Annotated in this window: 17 protein-coding genes; 12 read left to right on the top strand and 5 right to left on the bottom strand. The window is 70.3% G+C overall.

Translation table 11 applies throughout. The features are described from left to right. Window positions 1-78 precede the first annotated feature (78 nt). A complete protein-coding gene (locus tag QMK34_RS17835) occupies window positions 79-510 on the bottom strand; it encodes a MerR family transcriptional regulator (RefSeq protein WP_442785169.1) in 432 nt (143 codons plus the stop codon). Between QMK34_RS17835 and QMK34_RS17840 the strand changes: the two genes are divergently transcribed. After that, a complete protein-coding gene (locus tag QMK34_RS17840; protein WP_326415155.1) occupies window positions 509-1,249 on the top strand; it encodes a methyltransferase domain-containing protein in 741 nt (246 codons plus the stop codon). The genes QMK34_RS17835 and QMK34_RS17840 overlap by 2 nt on opposite strands. 7 nt (window positions 1,250-1,256) lie before the next feature. Here the strand turns inward: QMK34_RS17840 and QMK34_RS17845 are convergent, their stop codons facing one another. Beyond that, window positions 1,257-2,156: a LysR family transcriptional regulator gene (locus tag QMK34_RS17845; protein WP_326415156.1), complete on the bottom strand. Its 900-nt coding sequence runs from the start codon at window positions 2,154-2,156 to the stop codon at window positions 1,257-1,259. A gap of 113 nt (window positions 2,157-2,269) precedes the next feature. Between QMK34_RS17845 and QMK34_RS17850 the strand changes: the two genes are divergently transcribed. The 11 genes from QMK34_RS17850 (at window position 2,270) to QMK34_RS17900 (ending at window position 14,347) form a co-directional block, all read left to right on the top strand. Continuing rightward, window positions 2,270-3,298, top strand: a complete 1,029-nt coding sequence (locus QMK34_RS17850; protein WP_326415157.1) for a YncE family protein — start codon at window positions 2,270-2,272, stop codon at window positions 3,296-3,298. A 93-nt stretch (window positions 3,299-3,391) separates the two neighbouring features. Further along, the gene (locus QMK34_RS17855; protein ID WP_326415158.1) at window positions 3,392-4,273 is read left to right on the top strand and encodes an SIS domain-containing protein; all 882 of its coding nucleotides are present in this window, start codon (window positions 3,392-3,394) and stop codon (window positions 4,271-4,273) included. A gap of 7 nt (window positions 4,274-4,280) precedes the next feature. Further along, the gene (locus QMK34_RS17860) at window positions 4,281-5,219 is read left to right on the top strand and encodes an ROK family protein (protein ID WP_326415159.1); all 939 of its coding nucleotides are present in this window, start codon (window positions 4,281-4,283) and stop codon (window positions 5,217-5,219) included. Then, the gene (locus QMK34_RS17865; RefSeq protein WP_326415160.1) at window positions 5,216-6,136 is read left to right on the top strand and encodes a 1-phosphofructokinase family hexose kinase; all 921 of its coding nucleotides are present in this window, start codon (window positions 5,216-5,218) and stop codon (window positions 6,134-6,136) included. Before QMK34_RS17860 ends, QMK34_RS17865 begins: the two co-directional genes overlap by 4 nt. A 145-nt stretch (window positions 6,137-6,281) precedes the next feature. Next, window positions 6,282-7,112 carry a class II fructose-bisphosphate aldolase gene (locus QMK34_RS17870; RefSeq protein WP_326415161.1) on the top strand — a complete coding sequence of 277 codons (831 nt, stop codon included), beginning with the start codon at window positions 6,282-6,284 and terminating at the stop codon, window positions 7,110-7,112. A gap of 154 nt (window positions 7,113-7,266) precedes the next feature. Beyond that, on the top strand, window positions 7,267-8,679 hold the full coding sequence (locus QMK34_RS17875; RefSeq protein ID WP_326415162.1) for an ABC transporter substrate-binding protein: 1,413 nt from the start codon (window positions 7,267-7,269) through the stop codon (window positions 8,677-8,679). Continuing rightward, window positions 8,679-9,641 carry a carbohydrate ABC transporter permease gene (locus QMK34_RS17880; protein WP_326415163.1) on the top strand — a complete coding sequence of 321 codons (963 nt, stop codon included), beginning with the start codon at window positions 8,679-8,681 and terminating at the stop codon, window positions 9,639-9,641. The genes QMK34_RS17875 and QMK34_RS17880 overlap by 1 nt, the downstream gene beginning before the upstream one ends. Window positions 9,642-9,651: 10 nt before the next feature. Continuing rightward, entirely contained in the window at window positions 9,652-10,581 is a 930-nt protein-coding gene (locus QMK34_RS17885; RefSeq protein ID WP_326415164.1) for a carbohydrate ABC transporter permease, read from the top strand. 12 nt (window positions 10,582-10,593) lie between these two features. After that, entirely contained in the window at window positions 10,594-11,679 is a 1,086-nt protein-coding gene (locus tag QMK34_RS17890; RefSeq protein ID WP_326415165.1) for an ABC transporter ATP-binding protein, read from the top strand. Then, window positions 11,676-13,565, top strand: a complete 1,890-nt coding sequence (locus tag QMK34_RS17895; RefSeq protein ID WP_326415166.1) for a DUF5107 domain-containing protein — start codon at window positions 11,676-11,678, stop codon at window positions 13,563-13,565. Before QMK34_RS17890 ends, QMK34_RS17895 begins: the two co-directional genes overlap by 4 nt. Then, on the top strand, window positions 13,562-14,347 hold the full coding sequence (locus QMK34_RS17900) for a DeoR/GlpR family DNA-binding transcription regulator (protein WP_326415167.1): 786 nt from the start codon (window positions 13,562-13,564) through the stop codon (window positions 14,345-14,347). Before QMK34_RS17895 ends, QMK34_RS17900 begins: the two co-directional genes overlap by 4 nt. A 449-nt stretch (window positions 14,348-14,796) precedes the next feature. On the opposite strand, the gene QMK34_RS17905 is transcribed toward QMK34_RS17900, so the two are convergent. The 3 genes from QMK34_RS17905 to QMK34_RS17915 all read right to left on the bottom strand — a co-directional run bounded on the left by QMK34_RS17905 (window position 14,797) and on the right by QMK34_RS17915 (window position 16,289). Further along, a complete protein-coding gene (locus tag QMK34_RS17905; RefSeq protein WP_326415168.1) occupies window positions 14,797-15,432 on the bottom strand; it encodes a hypothetical protein in 636 nt (211 codons plus the stop codon). Further along, window positions 15,429-15,695, bottom strand: a complete 267-nt coding sequence (locus tag QMK34_RS17910; RefSeq protein ID WP_326415169.1) for a hypothetical protein — start codon at window positions 15,693-15,695, stop codon at window positions 15,429-15,431. Before QMK34_RS17910 ends, QMK34_RS17905 begins: the two co-directional genes overlap by 4 nt. A 153-nt stretch (window positions 15,696-15,848) precedes the next feature. Further along, complete coding sequence (locus QMK34_RS17915; RefSeq protein ID WP_326415170.1) at window positions 15,849-16,289, bottom strand: hypothetical protein; 441 nt, start codon at window positions 16,287-16,289, stop codon at window positions 15,849-15,851. Between the last annotated feature and the right edge of the window lie 289 nt (window positions 16,290-16,578).

Genomic DNA, 16,578 nt, shown 5'->3' on the forward strand with positions numbered 1-16,578 from the left:
ATGTCAAGTTTTCTTGACTTTCCGCTGGTGGGGCCGCCAATCCCGCGCTGCCGCGCGAAGTCACGGAGCGACCCTGCCTCAGGGTGTGACCAGCTCGGCGACGCTCTGCCTGAAGTGAGGGCAGGTCGTCAGGTCGGGGTGCGGGCAGTCGAGCGCGTGGCCGAGCAGGTCGAGCGACGCCTGCGCGCGGGCGATGCGTTCGGTCAGCGCGGCCCGCTGTCGCTCGAGGATTTCCTTGCGCGCCAACGGCTTGGCGACAGTGAGCAGCTCGCGGATGTCGTCGAGTCCCAGCCCGGCCTCCTTCGCGCGCAGGATCACCGCGACCCGGTAGAGCTCGTCGTGTCCGTAGCGGCGTCGCGCCCCGGTGACCCGGACCGGCGAGAGCAGCCCGACGCTCTCCCAGTGCCGCAGGACATGGGTCGCGAGGCCGAACCGCGCGGCGATCTCCCCGATGCCGAACGTCGCGTCGCTTGACTTCATGCCGACATTAAGTCCGATCCTGCTGGTCATGTCCATCGAAAACCTGCTCGCCCTGCTCGATCGCGCCGACACCCTGCCCGGCGCCGCCGCGCACCGCGCCCGGTCCTACGAACTCCTCGAACCGGGCCGCGGCGCCCGGGTGGCCGACGTCGGCTGCGGCGGCGGCCGGGCGGTGCGGGAGCTGCTCGGCCGGGGCTGCCGGGCCGTCGGCGTCGACGTCGACGAGCGGATGCTCGACGCCGCGAGGAAACGCTGTCCCTCCGGCGAGTTCGTCCTGGCCCCGGCCGATCGGCTGCCGTTCGGCGACGGCGAGCTCCACGGCTACCGCGCGGACAAGGTCCTGCACGAGATCCCGGATCCGGCCCCGGTGCTCACCGAGGCCCGCCGCGTGCTGGCCCCCGGCGGCCGGATCGTGCTCACCGGCCAGGACTGGGACGCGTTCGTCCTCGAATCCGACGACCCCGGCCTCACCCGCGAGATCCTCCGCGCCCACGCCGACCTGATCGCGCGGCCCCGAGCCGCGCGGAGCTACCGCACCTGGTTGCTGGACCACGGTTTCACGCGGGTGTCGGCCGAGGTGCGCGCGAGCGTGTTCACCGGCGATACCCTGTTGCCGATGCTTTCCGGGGTGGTCGACTCGGTGCGCGCGGCCGGGGTGATCACGGCCGAGCAGGCCCGGGGCTGGCTCGGCGAGCAGGCCGAGCGCGCGCGGGCGGACCGCCTGTTCCTGATGATCCCGCTGGTCACCGCTGCCGCCAGCCGGCCGTGAGGCGGGCTCAAGGCGCCGCGGTGAACACCTGCCGGACGCGGTCGCGCAGCCAGCGGTGCGTGCGGTCGGCGTCGTTGCGCGGGTGCCAGGCCATGCCCAGCTCGAACGGCGGCAGGTCGAGGGGGATCTCGAAGGTCCGCAGGCCGAACGCGTCGAGAGCCTCGCGTCCGGTGTCGGCCGCCGCCAGGCAGACCACGTCCGAATCGCGGGCCATCAGCAGCGACGCCGCGTAGGTCGGGACGACCGCGGCCACCCGGCGCACCAGGTCCAGTTCGGCCAGCCGGTCGTCGATCGGGCCGCGGGCCCGGCCGCGCCGGGAGACCACGAGGTGGTCGGCGGCCGCGAAGCGCCGGGGCGTGACCCGGCCCCGGGTGAGCGGGTGGGTGGCTCGGACGACGCCGATCATCCGGTCGGTCGCCAGTGTTTCGGCGCGGGTTTCCGGATCGCCGTCGCCGAGCACCCCGATCTCGAGGTCGACTCGGCCCTCGCGCAGCGCGGGCGTGTCCTCCAGGCTGTCCGGCACGAACCGCAGGCTGATGCCCGGCGCCGCCTTCCGGACGTCCGCGATCAGCCCGGCGCCCACCGTCGCCAGGAACAGATCGCTCATCTGCAGCGAGAAGACGCGGGTCACCTTCGCCGGGTCGAGATCCTGCGCGGGCACGAACAGTCTTCGTGCCCGCGTCACGACTTCATGTGCCTCGGCGCGCAGTTCCAGCGCGCGCGGCGTGGGGACCAGGCCGCGCCCGGCGCGGACCAGGATCGGGTCGTCGAGGACGCGCCGGAGCCTGGCCAGCGTGCGGCTCATCGCGGGCGCGGAGGTGTGCAGCACGGCCGCCGCCGTGGTGACGCTGTTCTCCGCCAGCAGCGCGTCGAGGGCGGCGACCAGGTTCAGGTCCAGTGCTTCCATCCGCCGATTATCACAGATGGAATTACTTCGTACCATCCTTGCACTGGAGTCAACGATGGTTTCGCCCTAGCTTCGAAGGTGTCGGACACCCGAAGCCACGAAAGGCACCGAAGATGAACTCCCGCACCGAAGACGTACTCGCCGTCGTCAGCCAGCTGGGCCGCGCGGTCAGCTTCCACGACCTCACGACCTACGCCCTGCTCGCCAACGTCGAGGTGAAGGCCGAGCCGCACGAGCTCTCGTTCGACGCTCGACGCCGTCTCCTCTATGTCAGCCACACCTATGACTCCGGCTGGTACTTCCACAACGGCGGCCGCGGCCACGAGGTCAGCGTGCTCGACGTCGACACGCGCGAAGTCGTCGGCACGATCGACCTCGGCCCCGCGCACGGCCCGCACGGCCTGTGGCTCGACGCCGAAGCCGATCTGCTCTACGTCAGCGTCGAGGCGGACGACTCCGCGCCCGGGGCCCTGCTGGTCGTCGATCCGGAGAGCCGGACCGTGCTGGACCGGATCGACGTCGGGGTGCACGGGCCGCACTGGTTCGCGGTCACCCCGGACCGCACCAGGGTCTACACCGCCAACAAGGAGGCACCCTTCCTGTCCGTGGTGGACGTCGCGACCCGCCGGATGACCGGCCGGATCGAGGTGCCCGGCAGCGAGGGGATCGCCGTCTCGCTCGACGGCGCCCGCGTGTTCGTCGCCGGTCCCGCGTACACCCCTGACAACCTCGCGGGGGAGACCGGCCTCAGGGTGATCGACACCGCGACCGACACCGTGGTGCGGACCATCCGGACCGAGCACCGGCTCAGTGCGGTCCACGTCACAGCCGCCGGGCTGGTCCTGACCACGGAGATGCGGATCCCCGAGGGGGGCGGGCACGCCGACGCGACCGACGGCGAGCTCCGGGTGTACTCGGCGGACGCCGGTGAGCTGATCGGCATGGCGCCGATCGGGAAAGCGCCGCTGACCTTGACTTCTTCGCCCGATGGCTGGGTCGGCTACGTGGCCAACAGCGGGTCGGCCACGGTCACCGTCGTCGACCTGCGGAGCTGCCGGACGCTCCACACGATCGAGGCCGGTCCCGGCGCCCATGGCCTGGCGTATCTGCCCGCGAGTGGCAGCTCTGCACAGCCAGAGTGACATAAACTGTTCGAAACGGTGGTTGACCGTGCATATAGACGCAACTAGGGTGGCGTTCGTTGCGCATTCGACCTCGTTACGGAGGGGAAGTTCATGAGCCGGTCTTTCATGGCTGAGGAGATCGCGAGCCAGCCTGAGTGCTGGCGCCGCGCGGCAGGGCTGGCGGCGGCGTCCAGCGGGCAGCTGCCCGCTCCGGGCAGCCGGGTCGCGATCGTCGGCTGCGGGACCTCGTGGTTCATCGGCCAGGCCTACGCGGTGCTCCGCGAATCCGCGGGTCTCGGCGAGACGGACGCCTTCGCGGCCTCGGAGTTCCCGGTCGGCCGCAAGTACGACCACGTCCTCGCGTTGTCCCGCTCGGGCACCACGACCGAGGTGCTCACGCTGCTCGACCGGATCCGCGGCACGAGCCCGACCACCGCGATCACCGGGGTGCCGAGCGAGATCTCGGCCTCGGCGGACGCGATCGTCGACCTGTCGGAGGTCGACGAGAAGTCCGTGGTGCAGACCAGGTTCGCGACCACCGCGCTCGCCGTGCTGCGCGCGCACCTGGGTGAGGACCTGGCGCCGGTGGTCGCGCAGGCCGAGCAGGTGCTCGCCGAACCGGTCGACCCCGCGCTGAGCGGCGCGGAGCAGTTCAGCTTCCTGGGCATCGGCTGGTCGGTCGGGTTGGCCAACGAGGCGGCGTTGAAGTTCCGCGAGGCCTCGCTGTCCTGGACCGAGTCGTACCCCGCGTGGGAGTACCGCCACGGCCCGATCAGCATCAGCGAGCCGGGCCGCGTGACCTGGATGTTCGGCACCGCGCCGGACGGCCTCGCCGACGACGTCCGCCGCGCGGGCGGCACGTTCGTCGAAAGCGGCCTCGACCCGCTCGCCGACCTCGTGCGCGCGCAGCTCGTCGCGGGCGCGATCGCCGAGCGCAAGAGCCTGGACCCGGACAACCCCCGGAGCCTGACGCGCTCCGTCGTCCTTTCCTGACCCCGCGATGGCCGCCAACCTGGTCGCCGCGGTGGACGTCGGGGGAACCTCCGTCAAGGCCGCTGTGTACGAGGGAGTGTTCGAGGGCCGGGGGTTCGATGGCGAGCGACCCCATGTGGTCGCGAGCCTGCGCGCCGCCACCGAGCTGAGCGGGGACCCCGCGGGGTCGGTCACCCGCCAGGTCGCGCGGATGATTGGCGAGCTGACCGCCGCGACGGGCCCGGTGCTGGCGGCCGGGGTCGTCGTGCCGGGCATCGTCGACGAAGCGGCCGGGGTCGCGCGGTTCGCGGCCAACCTCGGCTGGCGGGACGCGCCCCTGCGCAAGATGCTCGAGGCGCTGCTCCCGTCGCCGGTCGCGTTCGGCCACGACGTCACCGCGGGCGGACTGGCGGAGTACCGGATCGGCGCCGCCCGCGGGTTCGGCAGCGCCGCGTTCGTGCCGGTCGGCACCGGGATCGCGGCCGCGCTGGTGCTCGACGGCAAGCCGTACCGCGCGGCCGGTCACGCCGGCGAGCTCGGCCACCTCGACGTCGGCCACGGGGTGCGCTGCGGGTGCGGGGCGACCGGCTGCCTGGAGGTGGTCGCGTCCGCGTCGGCGCTGGCTCGCCGATACGCGAGGAGAACGGGGAAGGTGGTAGCCGGGAGCCTGGAGGTCGTGGCTGCCGCCCGAACCGGTGATCCCGACGCCGAGGCCGTGCTGGCCGACGCGGTGGCGGCGCTCGGCGACGGGCTCCGCACCCTCGTCACCCTGCTGGCGCCGGACGTCGTCGTGCTCGGCGGCGGCCTGTTCCGCTCGGGGGAGTTCCTGCTCGGCCGGGTGCGCCGCCGCCTGGCCGACGGGCTCACCTTCCAGCCGTTGCCCGAGGTGCGGCTCGCCGAACTCGGCGACGAGGCCGGTTGCCTTGGCGCCGGGCTGCTCGCCGCGGATCTGGTGGCGGGCCGATGATCCTCACGGTCACACCCAACTCGGCACTCGACGTCACTTACACCGTGCCCTCGCTGCGGCCCGACGCCGTGCACCGCGTCGGCGAGATGTGGCACCGCGCCGGGGGCAAGGGGATCAACGTCGGGCGGGTGCTGCACACGCTCGGCGAGGACGTCCACCTGATCGCCACCGCGGGTGGTCCCGCCGGTGCCCGGTTCGCCGAGGACCTGCTGGCGGCCGGGCTCTCGGCCGAGCTCGTCCCGATCGCCAGCGAGACCCGCCGCACCACCACCATCCTGTCCACTGTGGACAGCTCGGTCACCCTGCTCAACGAGCCCGGCCCGAAACTCAAGCCCGCGGAGTGGGCGGCGCTGGTCGAGACCGTCCGCGAGGCCGTCGGCCGCGCGTCCGTGCTCGTCTGTTCCGGCAGCCTCCCGCCGGGCGCGCCACCGGACGGCTACGCCCAGCTGCTCGCGCTCGCCGACGGAATCCCGACGATCCTCGACGCCTCGGGCGACGCGTTCCGCGCCGGGCTACCTGGTCGTCCCACCGCGGTGAAACCCAACGCCGAGGAGCTGCGGGAGGTCACCGGCCTCGCCGACCCGCTCGTCGGCGCGGCCGAACTCCGGCGGCTCGGCGCCGCGGCGGTACTGGTCTCGCTCGGCGCGGACGGCCTGCTGGCGTCCACATCGGACAGTGACTGGCAGGCCAGGCCGTCCGCGGTCCTGACCGGCAACACCACCGGCGCGGGCGACGCGGCGGTGGCCGGGATCGCCCTCGAACTCGCCCGCGGCGGCTCCTGGCCGGACGTCCTGCGCCGCGCCGTCGCCCTGTCCGGCGCGGCCGTCCTCGGCCCACTGGCCGGCGACATCGATCTCGACCACTACCACCGCGAGCGACCGGCGGTCGAGCTGCTGCCGCGCTCACGGTCCCGCTGAACCCCCACCACCCGCCCGTCGCGCCCCCGGCTCTCCAGTGTCATGAAAGTGACTTTACGGGCCAAAATTGCCCGGAAAGTCACTTTCATGACACCCGGCACCAAGCGAGCCCGGACGGCGCGGCCGACAAGTAAGGAGCACCGAAATGCCGCTCGTGTCCACCGGCGACGTCGTCGGCCCGGCCGCGGACCATGGCCGGGGCTGCGGGGCGTTCAACGCCATCCAGCTCGAGCACATCACCGCGATCATCGAGGGCGCGCAGGCCGCGAACACACCGGTCATCGTGCAGCTGAGCCAGAACGCCGTGGCCTACCACGGCGCGCTGGCGCCCATCGGCGAAGCGGCGCTGGCCGCCGCGCGGGCCGCGAAGGTCCCCGTGGCCGTCCACCTCGACCACGCGGAGTCCCAGGACCTCGTCCGCGAGGCCGTCGCGCTGGGCTTCGGCTCGGTCATGTTCGACGCGTCCAAATTGGACTACGGCGACAACGTCCGGGAGACCCGGGACATGGCGCGGTACTGCCACGACCACGGCGTCTGGATCGAAGCCGAGCTCGGTGAGGTCGGCGGCAAGGACGGGGTGCACGCGCCCGGTGCGCGGACCGATCCCGGTGAGGCCGCCGAGTTCGCGGCCGCCACCGGCGTGGACGCGCTGGCGGTGGCTGTCGGCAGTTCGCACGCGATGCTGACCAGGGACGCCGAGCTCGACTTCGAGCTGATCGCCCGCCTGCGGGACAAGGTGGGCGTGCCGCTGGTCCTGCACGGCTCGTCGGGGGTGTCCGACGAAGGACTCGCCGCGGCCGTGCGGGCCGGGATGACGAAGATCAACATCGCCACCCAGCTGAACAAGGTGTTCACCGCGGCCGCCACGCAGGACTGGCGGGCGCATCCCGAACGGGTGGATCCGCGTAAGTACCTGGGCGCGGGGCGTGACGCGGTGGCCGCCGAAGTGCGAAGGCTGCTGAACGTGCTTGGGTGAAGCCTGTATGTGCTGTCACGGGTTGGCCTCAAGATGACGATTACGCAGGTTTTTTGGGTCCTACTTGTTGACAGATGCGTGAAACCGAACAAAACTGCGCGCTAACGCGCAAGAAGTGCGTGAAGCGATGACTCTCTCGATCAGGTGGGTGGCCATGCGGGTAGCTCGTGGCAGGTCCGGCAAACTCAGCGTGCTGACAGTGGGCGCCGCTGTCAGCCTCGTGCTCGCCGGTTGTGGTTCCGGCGCTGACACGACAGCGGGCGGCGGCGAGAACGCGCTGCCCGGCGTCCAGCAGTATCTCGACGCGCCCTGTCCGGAGGCGGGCACCAAGCCGCAGACGGACAAGGAGTTCACCTACTGGTCGATGTGGACGGCCGACGAGCCCCAGGGCAAGGTCCTGCAGAAGGCCTTCAAGTGCTTCCAGGACAAGACCGGCGTCAAGGTCGACGTCCAGTGGCTCGGCCGCAAGGCCTACACGCAGAACCTGGCGCCGGCGCTCAACACCGACAACGTCCCGGATCTGTTCGACCAGGACGTCAGCAAGGTCGGCGCGGCGATCATGACCCCGGGCGGCACGCAGGGCGTCGACGACGTGTTCGCGATGAAGGTCGGCGAGGGCGACAAGACCGTCAAGGACGTGCTCTCGCCCAGCTCGTACGATTTCCCGCAGAACAAGGACAAAGAGGGCAAGAACTTCATGGTGCCGTACACGCTGCAGAGCAGCGCGTGGTGGTACAACAAGGACAAAGTCGCAGTCAAGGACTTCGCCGAGCCGAAGACCATGACCGAGCTGACCGCCCTGTTCGACAAGGCAGGCAAGAGCGCGATCAGCCTCGACGGCGACATCCCGTTCTACAACATGTACTACTTCACCCAGCTCGCCGAGCGCTACGTCGGCCCCGGCGGTCTGTACAAGGCCGCGACCGACAAGACCGGCCAGAGCTGGAAGACCGACCCCGGTTTCCTCAAGGCCGCCACCGAGACCGCGAAGCTGCCGAAGTACCTCATCGACGGCTGGGACGCGGCGAAGTTCCCGCAGATCCAGCAGCGCTGGGCCGACGGCGACTCGTCCTACCTCTACGTCGGCAGCTGGGCGCCGAGCGAGACCCGTGAGTACCTCGACAAGCAGGGCTCCGGGCAGAAGATCAACTACGGCTCGTTCCAGTTCCCGAAGCCGGACGGCGCCACGCACGACACGGTCGAGCAGATGTCGATCGGCTTCTCGGTGACCAAGAAGGCGAAGCACGCCGAGGGCGCGAAGGCGTTCATGGCCTACTTCCTCAACAAGGACATCCTGTCGGGCATCCCGGCCGTCGCCGACAACCTGGTGCCGCGCACCGACCTCGCCGTCCCGGACGACCTCAAGGCGCTCAAGACGGTGATGGACGACCCGAAGAAGGAACACGTCCTGCAGTACGACGGCATCGACGGCATCGCGGGCGGCAAGTGGCAGACCGACGTCTTCGACCCGGCCGACACCTCGCTGCTCAAGGGCAAGCTCGACCCCCAGCAGTTCGTCGACCAGCTGGCGGCCAAGGGCGCCGGGTTCTGGAAGACCCAGGGCTGATGAGCGCTCCCACGGACACGGTGGCGCGGGCGGCAGGACCCGGCCGCGCCACCGGCTCACGCGGCGGGCATCTGACGCGCAAGCGCCGGCTGTTCTGGCCGTTCATGATCCCGGCGTTGGGGCTGTACCTGGCTTTCCTGGTGCTGCCGACGCTGGCCACCGTCGTGCTCAGCTTCACCAAGTGGGCGGGCTCCGGTGACACGCCGGAGCCCAACGGCGTCGACAACTACGTGCAGATGTGGAACAACGACTCGTTCCAGTACTCGTTCCAGAACACCCTGATCTACGTGTTCGCGGGCGGCATCGGCACGTTCCTGCTGGCGTTCCTGTTCACGATGGTGCTGCGGGACATGCGCGGTGGCAAGGCGATCCGCGCGATCCTGTTCTTCCCGAACATCGTCGCGCCGGTGGCGCTGGGCATGTTCCTCGGCTTCGTGTTCAAGTACCAGCCCGGAAAACAGGGCCTGGCGAACTTCATGCTGGAGCACGTCGGCGCGAGCGCGGCCAAGTTCCTCGACCCGGCCAACGTGACCTGGGTGGTGACGGCGTCGATCATCTGGGCCAGCTCAGGGTTCTTCATCACGATCCTGATGGCCGCTGTCGACCGCATCCCGCCGTACCTCTACGAGGACGCCGATCTCGCGGGCGCGTCGCCGTGGCAGAAGTTCCGCAACATCACGCTGCCGCTGACCTGGGACGTCATTGGCGTCGCCGGGGTGCTGTGGACGATCAACGCGCTCAAGATCTTCGAGCTCGTGTTCGTGCTCGCGGGACCCGGTACCTACTCGCCGCCGAACCAGGCGTGGACGCTGGGCATCTACGTGTTCGACCGGACCTTCGGCTCGAACGGCACGCCTGACTTCGGCGCGGCCTGTGCCTGCGCCGTCGCGATGATCGCGCTGGTGTCCTTCCTCGTCGTCCTGCTGCGCCGCCTCATGCGCCGCGACGTCATCCAGTTTTAGGAGCTAGCCCGTGACTACGAGGGTAATGACGCCACCACCGCCTCGCGTGGCGAAGCCCGTGCGCAAACCACCGCGCAAGCCCAAGGCCGCTCCGGGCTCGCGGCGGCTGAGTCCGTTGCGGCTGCTGGGTTCGGTGATCGTCTGGGCGTTCACCGCGTTCAACATCCTGGTGCTGTACTGGCTGATCAGTGCGTCGTTCAAGACGCCGGTGGAGATCTTCACCAAGCCGTTCGCCCTGCCGTACCAGTGGTTCCACCTCGGCAAGCCGTTCCGCAACTTCGTCTATGCCTGGAACAACGCCGGGTTCGGCGACGCGGTGATCACCACCGTCGTCCTGGTCACGCTCGCCACGGTGGTCACGGTCGCGGTGTCGGCCCCGGCCGCCTACGCGCTCACCCGGCTGGGTGTACGCGGTTCCGGCGGGCTGACCAACGTGATCGCGATCGGCATGGGCGTGCCGTTCCAGACCGTGATCATCCCGTTGTTCGTGGTGATGAGCAAAATCCAGCTGGACAACGAATACGGGCTGTTCTTCATCTACGTCGCCCTGTCGATCCCGTTCACGGTCTTCCTGCTGACCGGGTTCTTCCGCTCACTGCCGGACGAACTCGAAGAAGCCGCCGCGATCGACGGCGCGTCGCCGACCAGGACGTTCTTCTCGGTGATGCTGCCGCTGGCGCGCGGTGGCCTGATCACCGCGCTGATCCTCAACGCCATCGGGCTGTGGAACGAAACCTTGCTGGCGATCGTGTTCCTCAAGGACCAGTCCAGTTTCACGCTGTCGCGCGCGTTGTTCACCTTCTACGGCGCCGCCAGTTACCAGTCGGAATACGGCGGCCTGATCGCCGGTGTCGCCATCGTGGTGCTGCCCATGCTGGTGCTCTATCTCTTGCTCGCCCGCCGGATCATCACCGGCCTCACGCTCGGCGCCGGAAAGTAGGGACTCGAAACCATGGCAACCGTGAGCTTCCGGGACACGACCCGGTACTACGCCGGGGTCGACCGGCCCGCGGTCGACGGCCTCGACCTCGAAGTCGCCGACGGCGAGTTCCTGGTGCTGGTCGGGCCGTCGGGCTGCGGCAAATCGACCACGCTGCGCATGCTCGCCGGGCTGGAGGGCGTCGACTACGGGCAGATCCACATCGGCGACCGTGACGTCACCGACCTGCCGCCGAAGGACCGGGACATCGCGATGGTGTTCCAGAACTACGCGCTCTACCCGCACATGAGCGTCGGCGAGAACATCGGCTTCCACCTCAAGATCGCCAAGATGCCCAAGGCGGAGCGCGAAAAGCGCGTCCGCGACGCCGCCGAGCTGCTCGACCTCACGCAGTATCTCGACCGCAAGCCCGCGAAGCTCTCTGGCGGGCAGCGGCAGCGCGTCGCGATGGGGCGCGCGATCGTGCGCGAACCGAGCGTCTTCCTGATGGACGAACCACTGTCCAATTTGGACGCGAAGCTCCGGGTGCAGACACGCACCCAGATCGCGTCGCTGCAGCGTCGCCTCGGGATCACCACCATCTACGTCACGCACGACCAGGTCGAGGCGATGACGATGGGGGACAAGGTCGCCGTGCTCAAGGACGGCCTGCTCCAGCAGTGCGACACCCCGATCGGCCTGTTCGCGCGCCCGGTGAACCTGTTCGTCGCCGGGTTCATCGGCTCGCCCGCGATGAACCTGCTGCCCGCGACGGTCGACGTCGACGGCGTGGTCGTCGGCGGGACGCGCCTGCCGCTCACCACCGCCCAGCGCTCCGGGCTGACCAGTGACAAGGTCGTCGTCGGTGTGCGGCCGGAGGGCTGGGACACGGTGGACCCGGAGAGCGGGATCACCGGCGTGGTCGAGGTCGTCGAGGAACTGGGCAGTGATCAGTATCTCTACTGCAAGTCGACCTACGGCGGCCCGGACCAGGTCCTGACCGTGCGGACGCCCGGGATGGCGCCGTGGCAGCGTGGCGAGAAGATCAGTCTCACACCGAAAGCCGGTGCCGTACACCTCTTCGACGAGGCTTCGGGCGCTAGGCTCATGGACTCGTGAGCACCCGACTTTTTCGTGAGGACCTCGTCCTTCCCGTGGCCGAGCTGGGGCCGGAGAACCCGTTGCCCCCGCTGGTCAAGCCCGAGCAGGTCCAGCAGGTCGCCAACCTCGGCGAGCTGCCCGCCGACCTCGCCGACGGCCTCGAGTACGGCCGCCTGGACACCGTGTTGCCTTGTCGGCTTCAGGACGGCTACACGCGGGAGCGCGCCGAACGCGCCGTTCCCGCGCTGATCCTGGAGAACGACCGGGTCCGCGCGACCATCCTGCCCTCGCTCGGTGGCCGCCTGTACTCGTTGTACAACAAGGAAACCGAGCGCGAGCTGCTGTACCGCAACCCGGTGCTGCAGCCCGCCAACCTGGCCCTGCGCGACGCGTGGTTCGCGGGGGGTGTCGAGTGGAACCTCGGTAGCACCGGGCACACCACGATGACCTGCGCACCGATGCACGCCGCCGAGGTCGAGGGCCCCGACGGCACGCCGGTGCTGCGGCTGTGGGAGTGGGAGCGCACGCGCGACCTGCCCTACCAGCTCGACTTCTGGCTGCCGGACGGTTCGGACTTCCTGCTGGTGGGCGTCCGGATCCGCAATCCGCACGCGCACGAGGTCCCGGTGTACTGGTGGTCCAACATCGCCGTCGAGCGGACCGAGGACGGTCGGGTGCTCGCGCCCGCGGACCGCGCCTGGCACTACGGCTACAGCGGCAGGCTGGACCTCGTCGACGTGCCCGGGGAGATCACCTACCCCGCGCGGCACACCGACGCCGCCGACTACTTCTTTGAGCTGCCGGAGGAGTCCCGCCGCTGGATCGCCGCGGTGGACGGCGACGGCGCCGGGCTGGCGCAGCTCTCGACCGAGCGTCTGCGCGGACGGAAACTGTTCGTGTGGGGCGAATCCCCGGGCGGTCAGCGCTGGCAGGAGTGGCTGGCGCCCGGCGCGGGCGGCTACCTGGAGATCCAGGCCGGGCTGGCCCGCACTCAGCTGGAGCACCTCCGGCTGCCCGCGGGGGAGTACTGGGACTGGCTGGAGGCGTACGGTCCGGTTCAGGTGAACTCCACCGCGCACGGCGAAGACTGGACTGCCGCGACAGCGGAGGTGGAACGCCGCCTGCCCGACGCCGAGACGCTGTCACGCCTCTTCGCCGCGTGGCGTGGCGTGGCCGACGAGACCCCGGGTCCGCTGCTGTACCGGGGTTCCGGCTGGGGCGCGCTGGAGCTGCACCGGATGCTCCTCGAACTGCCAGGCACGCCGTTCCCGCCGGAGCTGATGGACGACGAGCAGGCGCCGTGGCTCGCCCTGCTCGACGGCAAACCGCTCGACGGCGACCCCGCGGCCCCGCCCGCCGCGACACTGGTCAACGCGCATTGGCGTGAGCTGCTGGAATACACGCCGGAGAGCTGGGAGAGCTGGTACCACCGGGGTGTCGCGCGCTGGCAGGCCGGGAACCGCACGGCCGCCGTGGTGGCCTGGCTCGAGTCCGTCGAGCGGGCCGAAAACCCCTGGGCACTGCGGAACCTGGCCGTGGCGGCGGACTCGGCCGCGGAATCCGCGCGCCTGCTCGATCGCGCGCTGGCGCTCGCCCCCGGCGTCCGGCCGCTGGCCGTCGAGGCGATCACCGCCCAGCTCACCGCCGGGCTGCCGGCGCGTGCGGCGGAGCTGATCGGCGGGCTGCCCGATGAGTCCCGTATGGACGGACGGATTCGCTTGCTGGAGGCGCAGTCCCTACTCGCACTGGGCGACCGGGCGGGTGCGCTGGCGATCTTCGAGCAGGGCTTCGAGGTGGCCGGGGTCCGGGAAGGCGAGACCTCGCTGTCCGACACCTGGGCCGCGCTTTCGCCCGGCAGGCCCCTGCCGCAGCGGTACGACTTCCGGATGTCGGCGTCGCGGTGAGCAGGCACGATCGGCTCAGCGGGGTGCTGCGGATCGTCGGCGAGCGCGGCAAGGTCGAGGTCGACGACCTCGCGGGCGAGCTCGCCGTCTCCCCGGCGACCGTCCGGCGCGACCTCGACCACCTCGCCGCGCAGCAGCTGCTCACCCGGACCCGCGGCGGCGCGGTGTCGGCCAACGTGTCCTACGACCTGCCGCTGCGCTACAAGACCGCCCGGCACGCGCCGGAGAAGTCCCGCATCGCCCACGCCGTCGCCGCGCTTGCCCAGCGCGGCGGCGTGATCGGCCTGAACGGCGGCACGACGACGACCGAGATCGCCCGCGCCCTGCTCGCCCGCGGCGACCTGAGCAACGGCGGAAGCGGCCCGGCGCTGACCGTGGTCACCAACGCGCTCAACATCGCGAACGAGCTCGCGGTCCGGCAGAACATCAAACTCGTGGTGACCGGCGGCGTGGCGCGGGCCCAGTCCTTCGAGCTGACCGGCCCGCTGGCCACCAAGGTCCTCGACCAGATCGCGATCGACCTGCTGATCCTCGGCGTCGACGCGCTCGACCCGGTGGCGGGCGCGTTCGCCCACAACGAAGGCGAGGCGAACATCAACCAGCTGATGGTCCGCCGCTCGGCCCGCGTCGTCGTCGCCGCGGACTCATCCAAACTCGGCCGCCGCGCCTTCGCGGGAATCTGCCCGATCAGCGCGGTCGACGTCGTGGTCACCGACGCCGACATCCCCGCCGAGCTCTCCGCCCGCTTCACCGCCTCCGGCGTCACGGTGCACGTCGTCTAAACAGCTTCGCGCACTGCCCCGGAGGCGGGAGCAAGGGACTTTTGTTTCCTGGGGTGATGCCACCCAGGAGTGAAGGCCCATTTTGGCCTTCTAGCTGCGGGTTTAGTGCCCTGTTGCACCTTGTGGTTCTCTGTGATGCCCGGTGGTTGACGGCCTGTGCACGGCCTGAGACTGCCGGGTTGGGCGGTCGTGGCGAGGCAGTTTTCTTCGTCACGACCGCCTCTGCGAGTTCCTCGAGTTTCGCACGCCTCGCGCGATCATCCCTGGACCGCCACCGGAAGAGTCCGATGTGACTGAGCCCTGATAATCGGTGACCGTATCCGTGCATCTGCCATGCGCCGTGCCTGCTCCACAAGTTCGGGTCGAACATCGCGGCGACCGACTAGTCGTCGAGCGCGAGATAGGGCGCGTAGGGCTTGTGCGATGAGCAGCGAGGGTGGCGGTGCTGGTCATCGCTGCTCCCTAGGTGTCCCGGGCGTCTTGTCGTCGCCGGAGGCGGCGCGGATGGCGTGGACGTGTCGGTGCGCGGTGGTGTAGTGGATGCCGAGCCTGCGGGCGATGTCCGCGGTGTTGAGGGGTTCGCCAGCGGCGGCTGCGCCCTGGAGGAGTTGTCGGACGCGTGCGGGGATGTCGGCGCGCGGTGTGGTGTCGGCGCGGCCGGTGGGGCGTCCCCCGCCATGGTGTGGGGCGGTGCGGGTGTGTCGATGCTTCTCGAGGGTGTCGCGGTGCCACCACGGCATGCCGAACAGTTCGGCGTCAGGCGGCGGGACTCGCTCGCGGTAGGTGTCGCGTCGCCACGTTTCAACCTCAACCCCGACGACACGGGCAGCCTCAATGCGGTCGAGTAGGTCGCGACCGTGGGGGACGTGTTCGGGGAGCTCGGGCACCGGGTGGCCGTGGGCGAAGGTCTCGGCTTGTTCGGTGTCCCACAATGTCGGGCGGCCGTGGGTGGCGCGGCCGGTGGTGATCGGCGCGGGGTGCCCCGGCTGGTTCCAGGGTTGGGCCCGGCGGGCTTGGCGGGTGGTGAGCTGGTGCAGCGCGGCGATGCCGGTGTGGTCGAGGGCTCGGCGGCCGGCGCGGATCACGCGCGTTCACGATGGGCGGCGGCGAGCGCGTCTCGCCCGGTGTCGATGGCGTCGAGGGTGGCGGCGAGGTCGGCGGCGTGGTTCCCGCTGTCCCCTGGCCGGAGGGTGGAGGTGTCCCCGTCGACGGTGAGCGTGATCAGGGTCGGCACGTGGTCGCGCACCAGGTCGGTGGCGGCGTCGTGGGCGGCGTTCCACGCGTCGGCGGGGGTGGTCGCGGTGCCGGTGTGGTGGCCGGTGTCGGTGGTGACGGTCCAGGTGGCCACGGGGGTCCTTTCTGTCGAGGGGTGCTGCGGTTTGAGGGTGCCAGCCGCGGCGCGGCTTCGACGATATCCGGCGGCCATCCTGTGGATAACTCCACACTTCTGTGGATAACCGGGCTGGGGTCGCCTGCGTGGCAACCCCGGCCCGGGGGTCGGTCAGGCGAGCAGGTCTTCCAGTCGTTCCCATAGTTCGCGGGTGCGGCTGTAGGCGGCGCGGTCCATGATCAGCCAGACGATTGGGCCGACCTGGATGCGGATGTGCGTGGGCAGGGTCGCGGTGGCGGGGATGAGGTCCTGGCGCACGGCGGCGTCGGGGCCGATCCGCACGACGAGCCCGGCCGGGCATTGGGTTCGTGGGTCGCCGTGTCCGGCGAAGCCCGCGTCGGGCACGAGGCGGTGGGTGTGGATCGCGGCGTCGCGCCAGATCGCGGCCAGGCGCTGGGCGGTGAGCAGGTCGCTGACGCGGGCGAGGACCGACCCGATGGTGGCGTGGGCTTGGGCGCCTGGGGTTCCCGCGTTGGTGATGTCGAGGTTGGTGTGCACGGTTCCGGCGGTGCGGATGGCGGCGAAATGGATGGTGGTGGTCCACGTGGGCATGGCGGGCTCCTGACGAGTGTGTTGTCACGGGTGCCGGGGTGGGGCTGGAATCCCTCCCGACACCAATAACTATAGCACAATTAGAGACCACTTGGCGGTGTTTTCGCTGGTCAGATACCCTGAGTTCGCTCCTTTATTGTCACGGGAGTGTGGTGTGTTCGGCGCTGGAAACCGCGTCACCGCGGAGTCGGGCACACCGGCGGCGGGCCTCGGGGTGTCGTGCTCCGGGGCCCGTTGTCGCGGCCGGAGGCGCTCGGCGCGGTGTTCACGCTGGTGGTCTTGGTTCTCC

The sequence above is a fragment of the Amycolatopsis sp. H20-H5 genome (assembly GCF_035828755.1).
In the GTDB taxonomy this organism is placed as follows: domain Bacteria; phylum Actinomycetota; class Actinomycetes; order Mycobacteriales; family Pseudonocardiaceae; genus Amycolatopsis.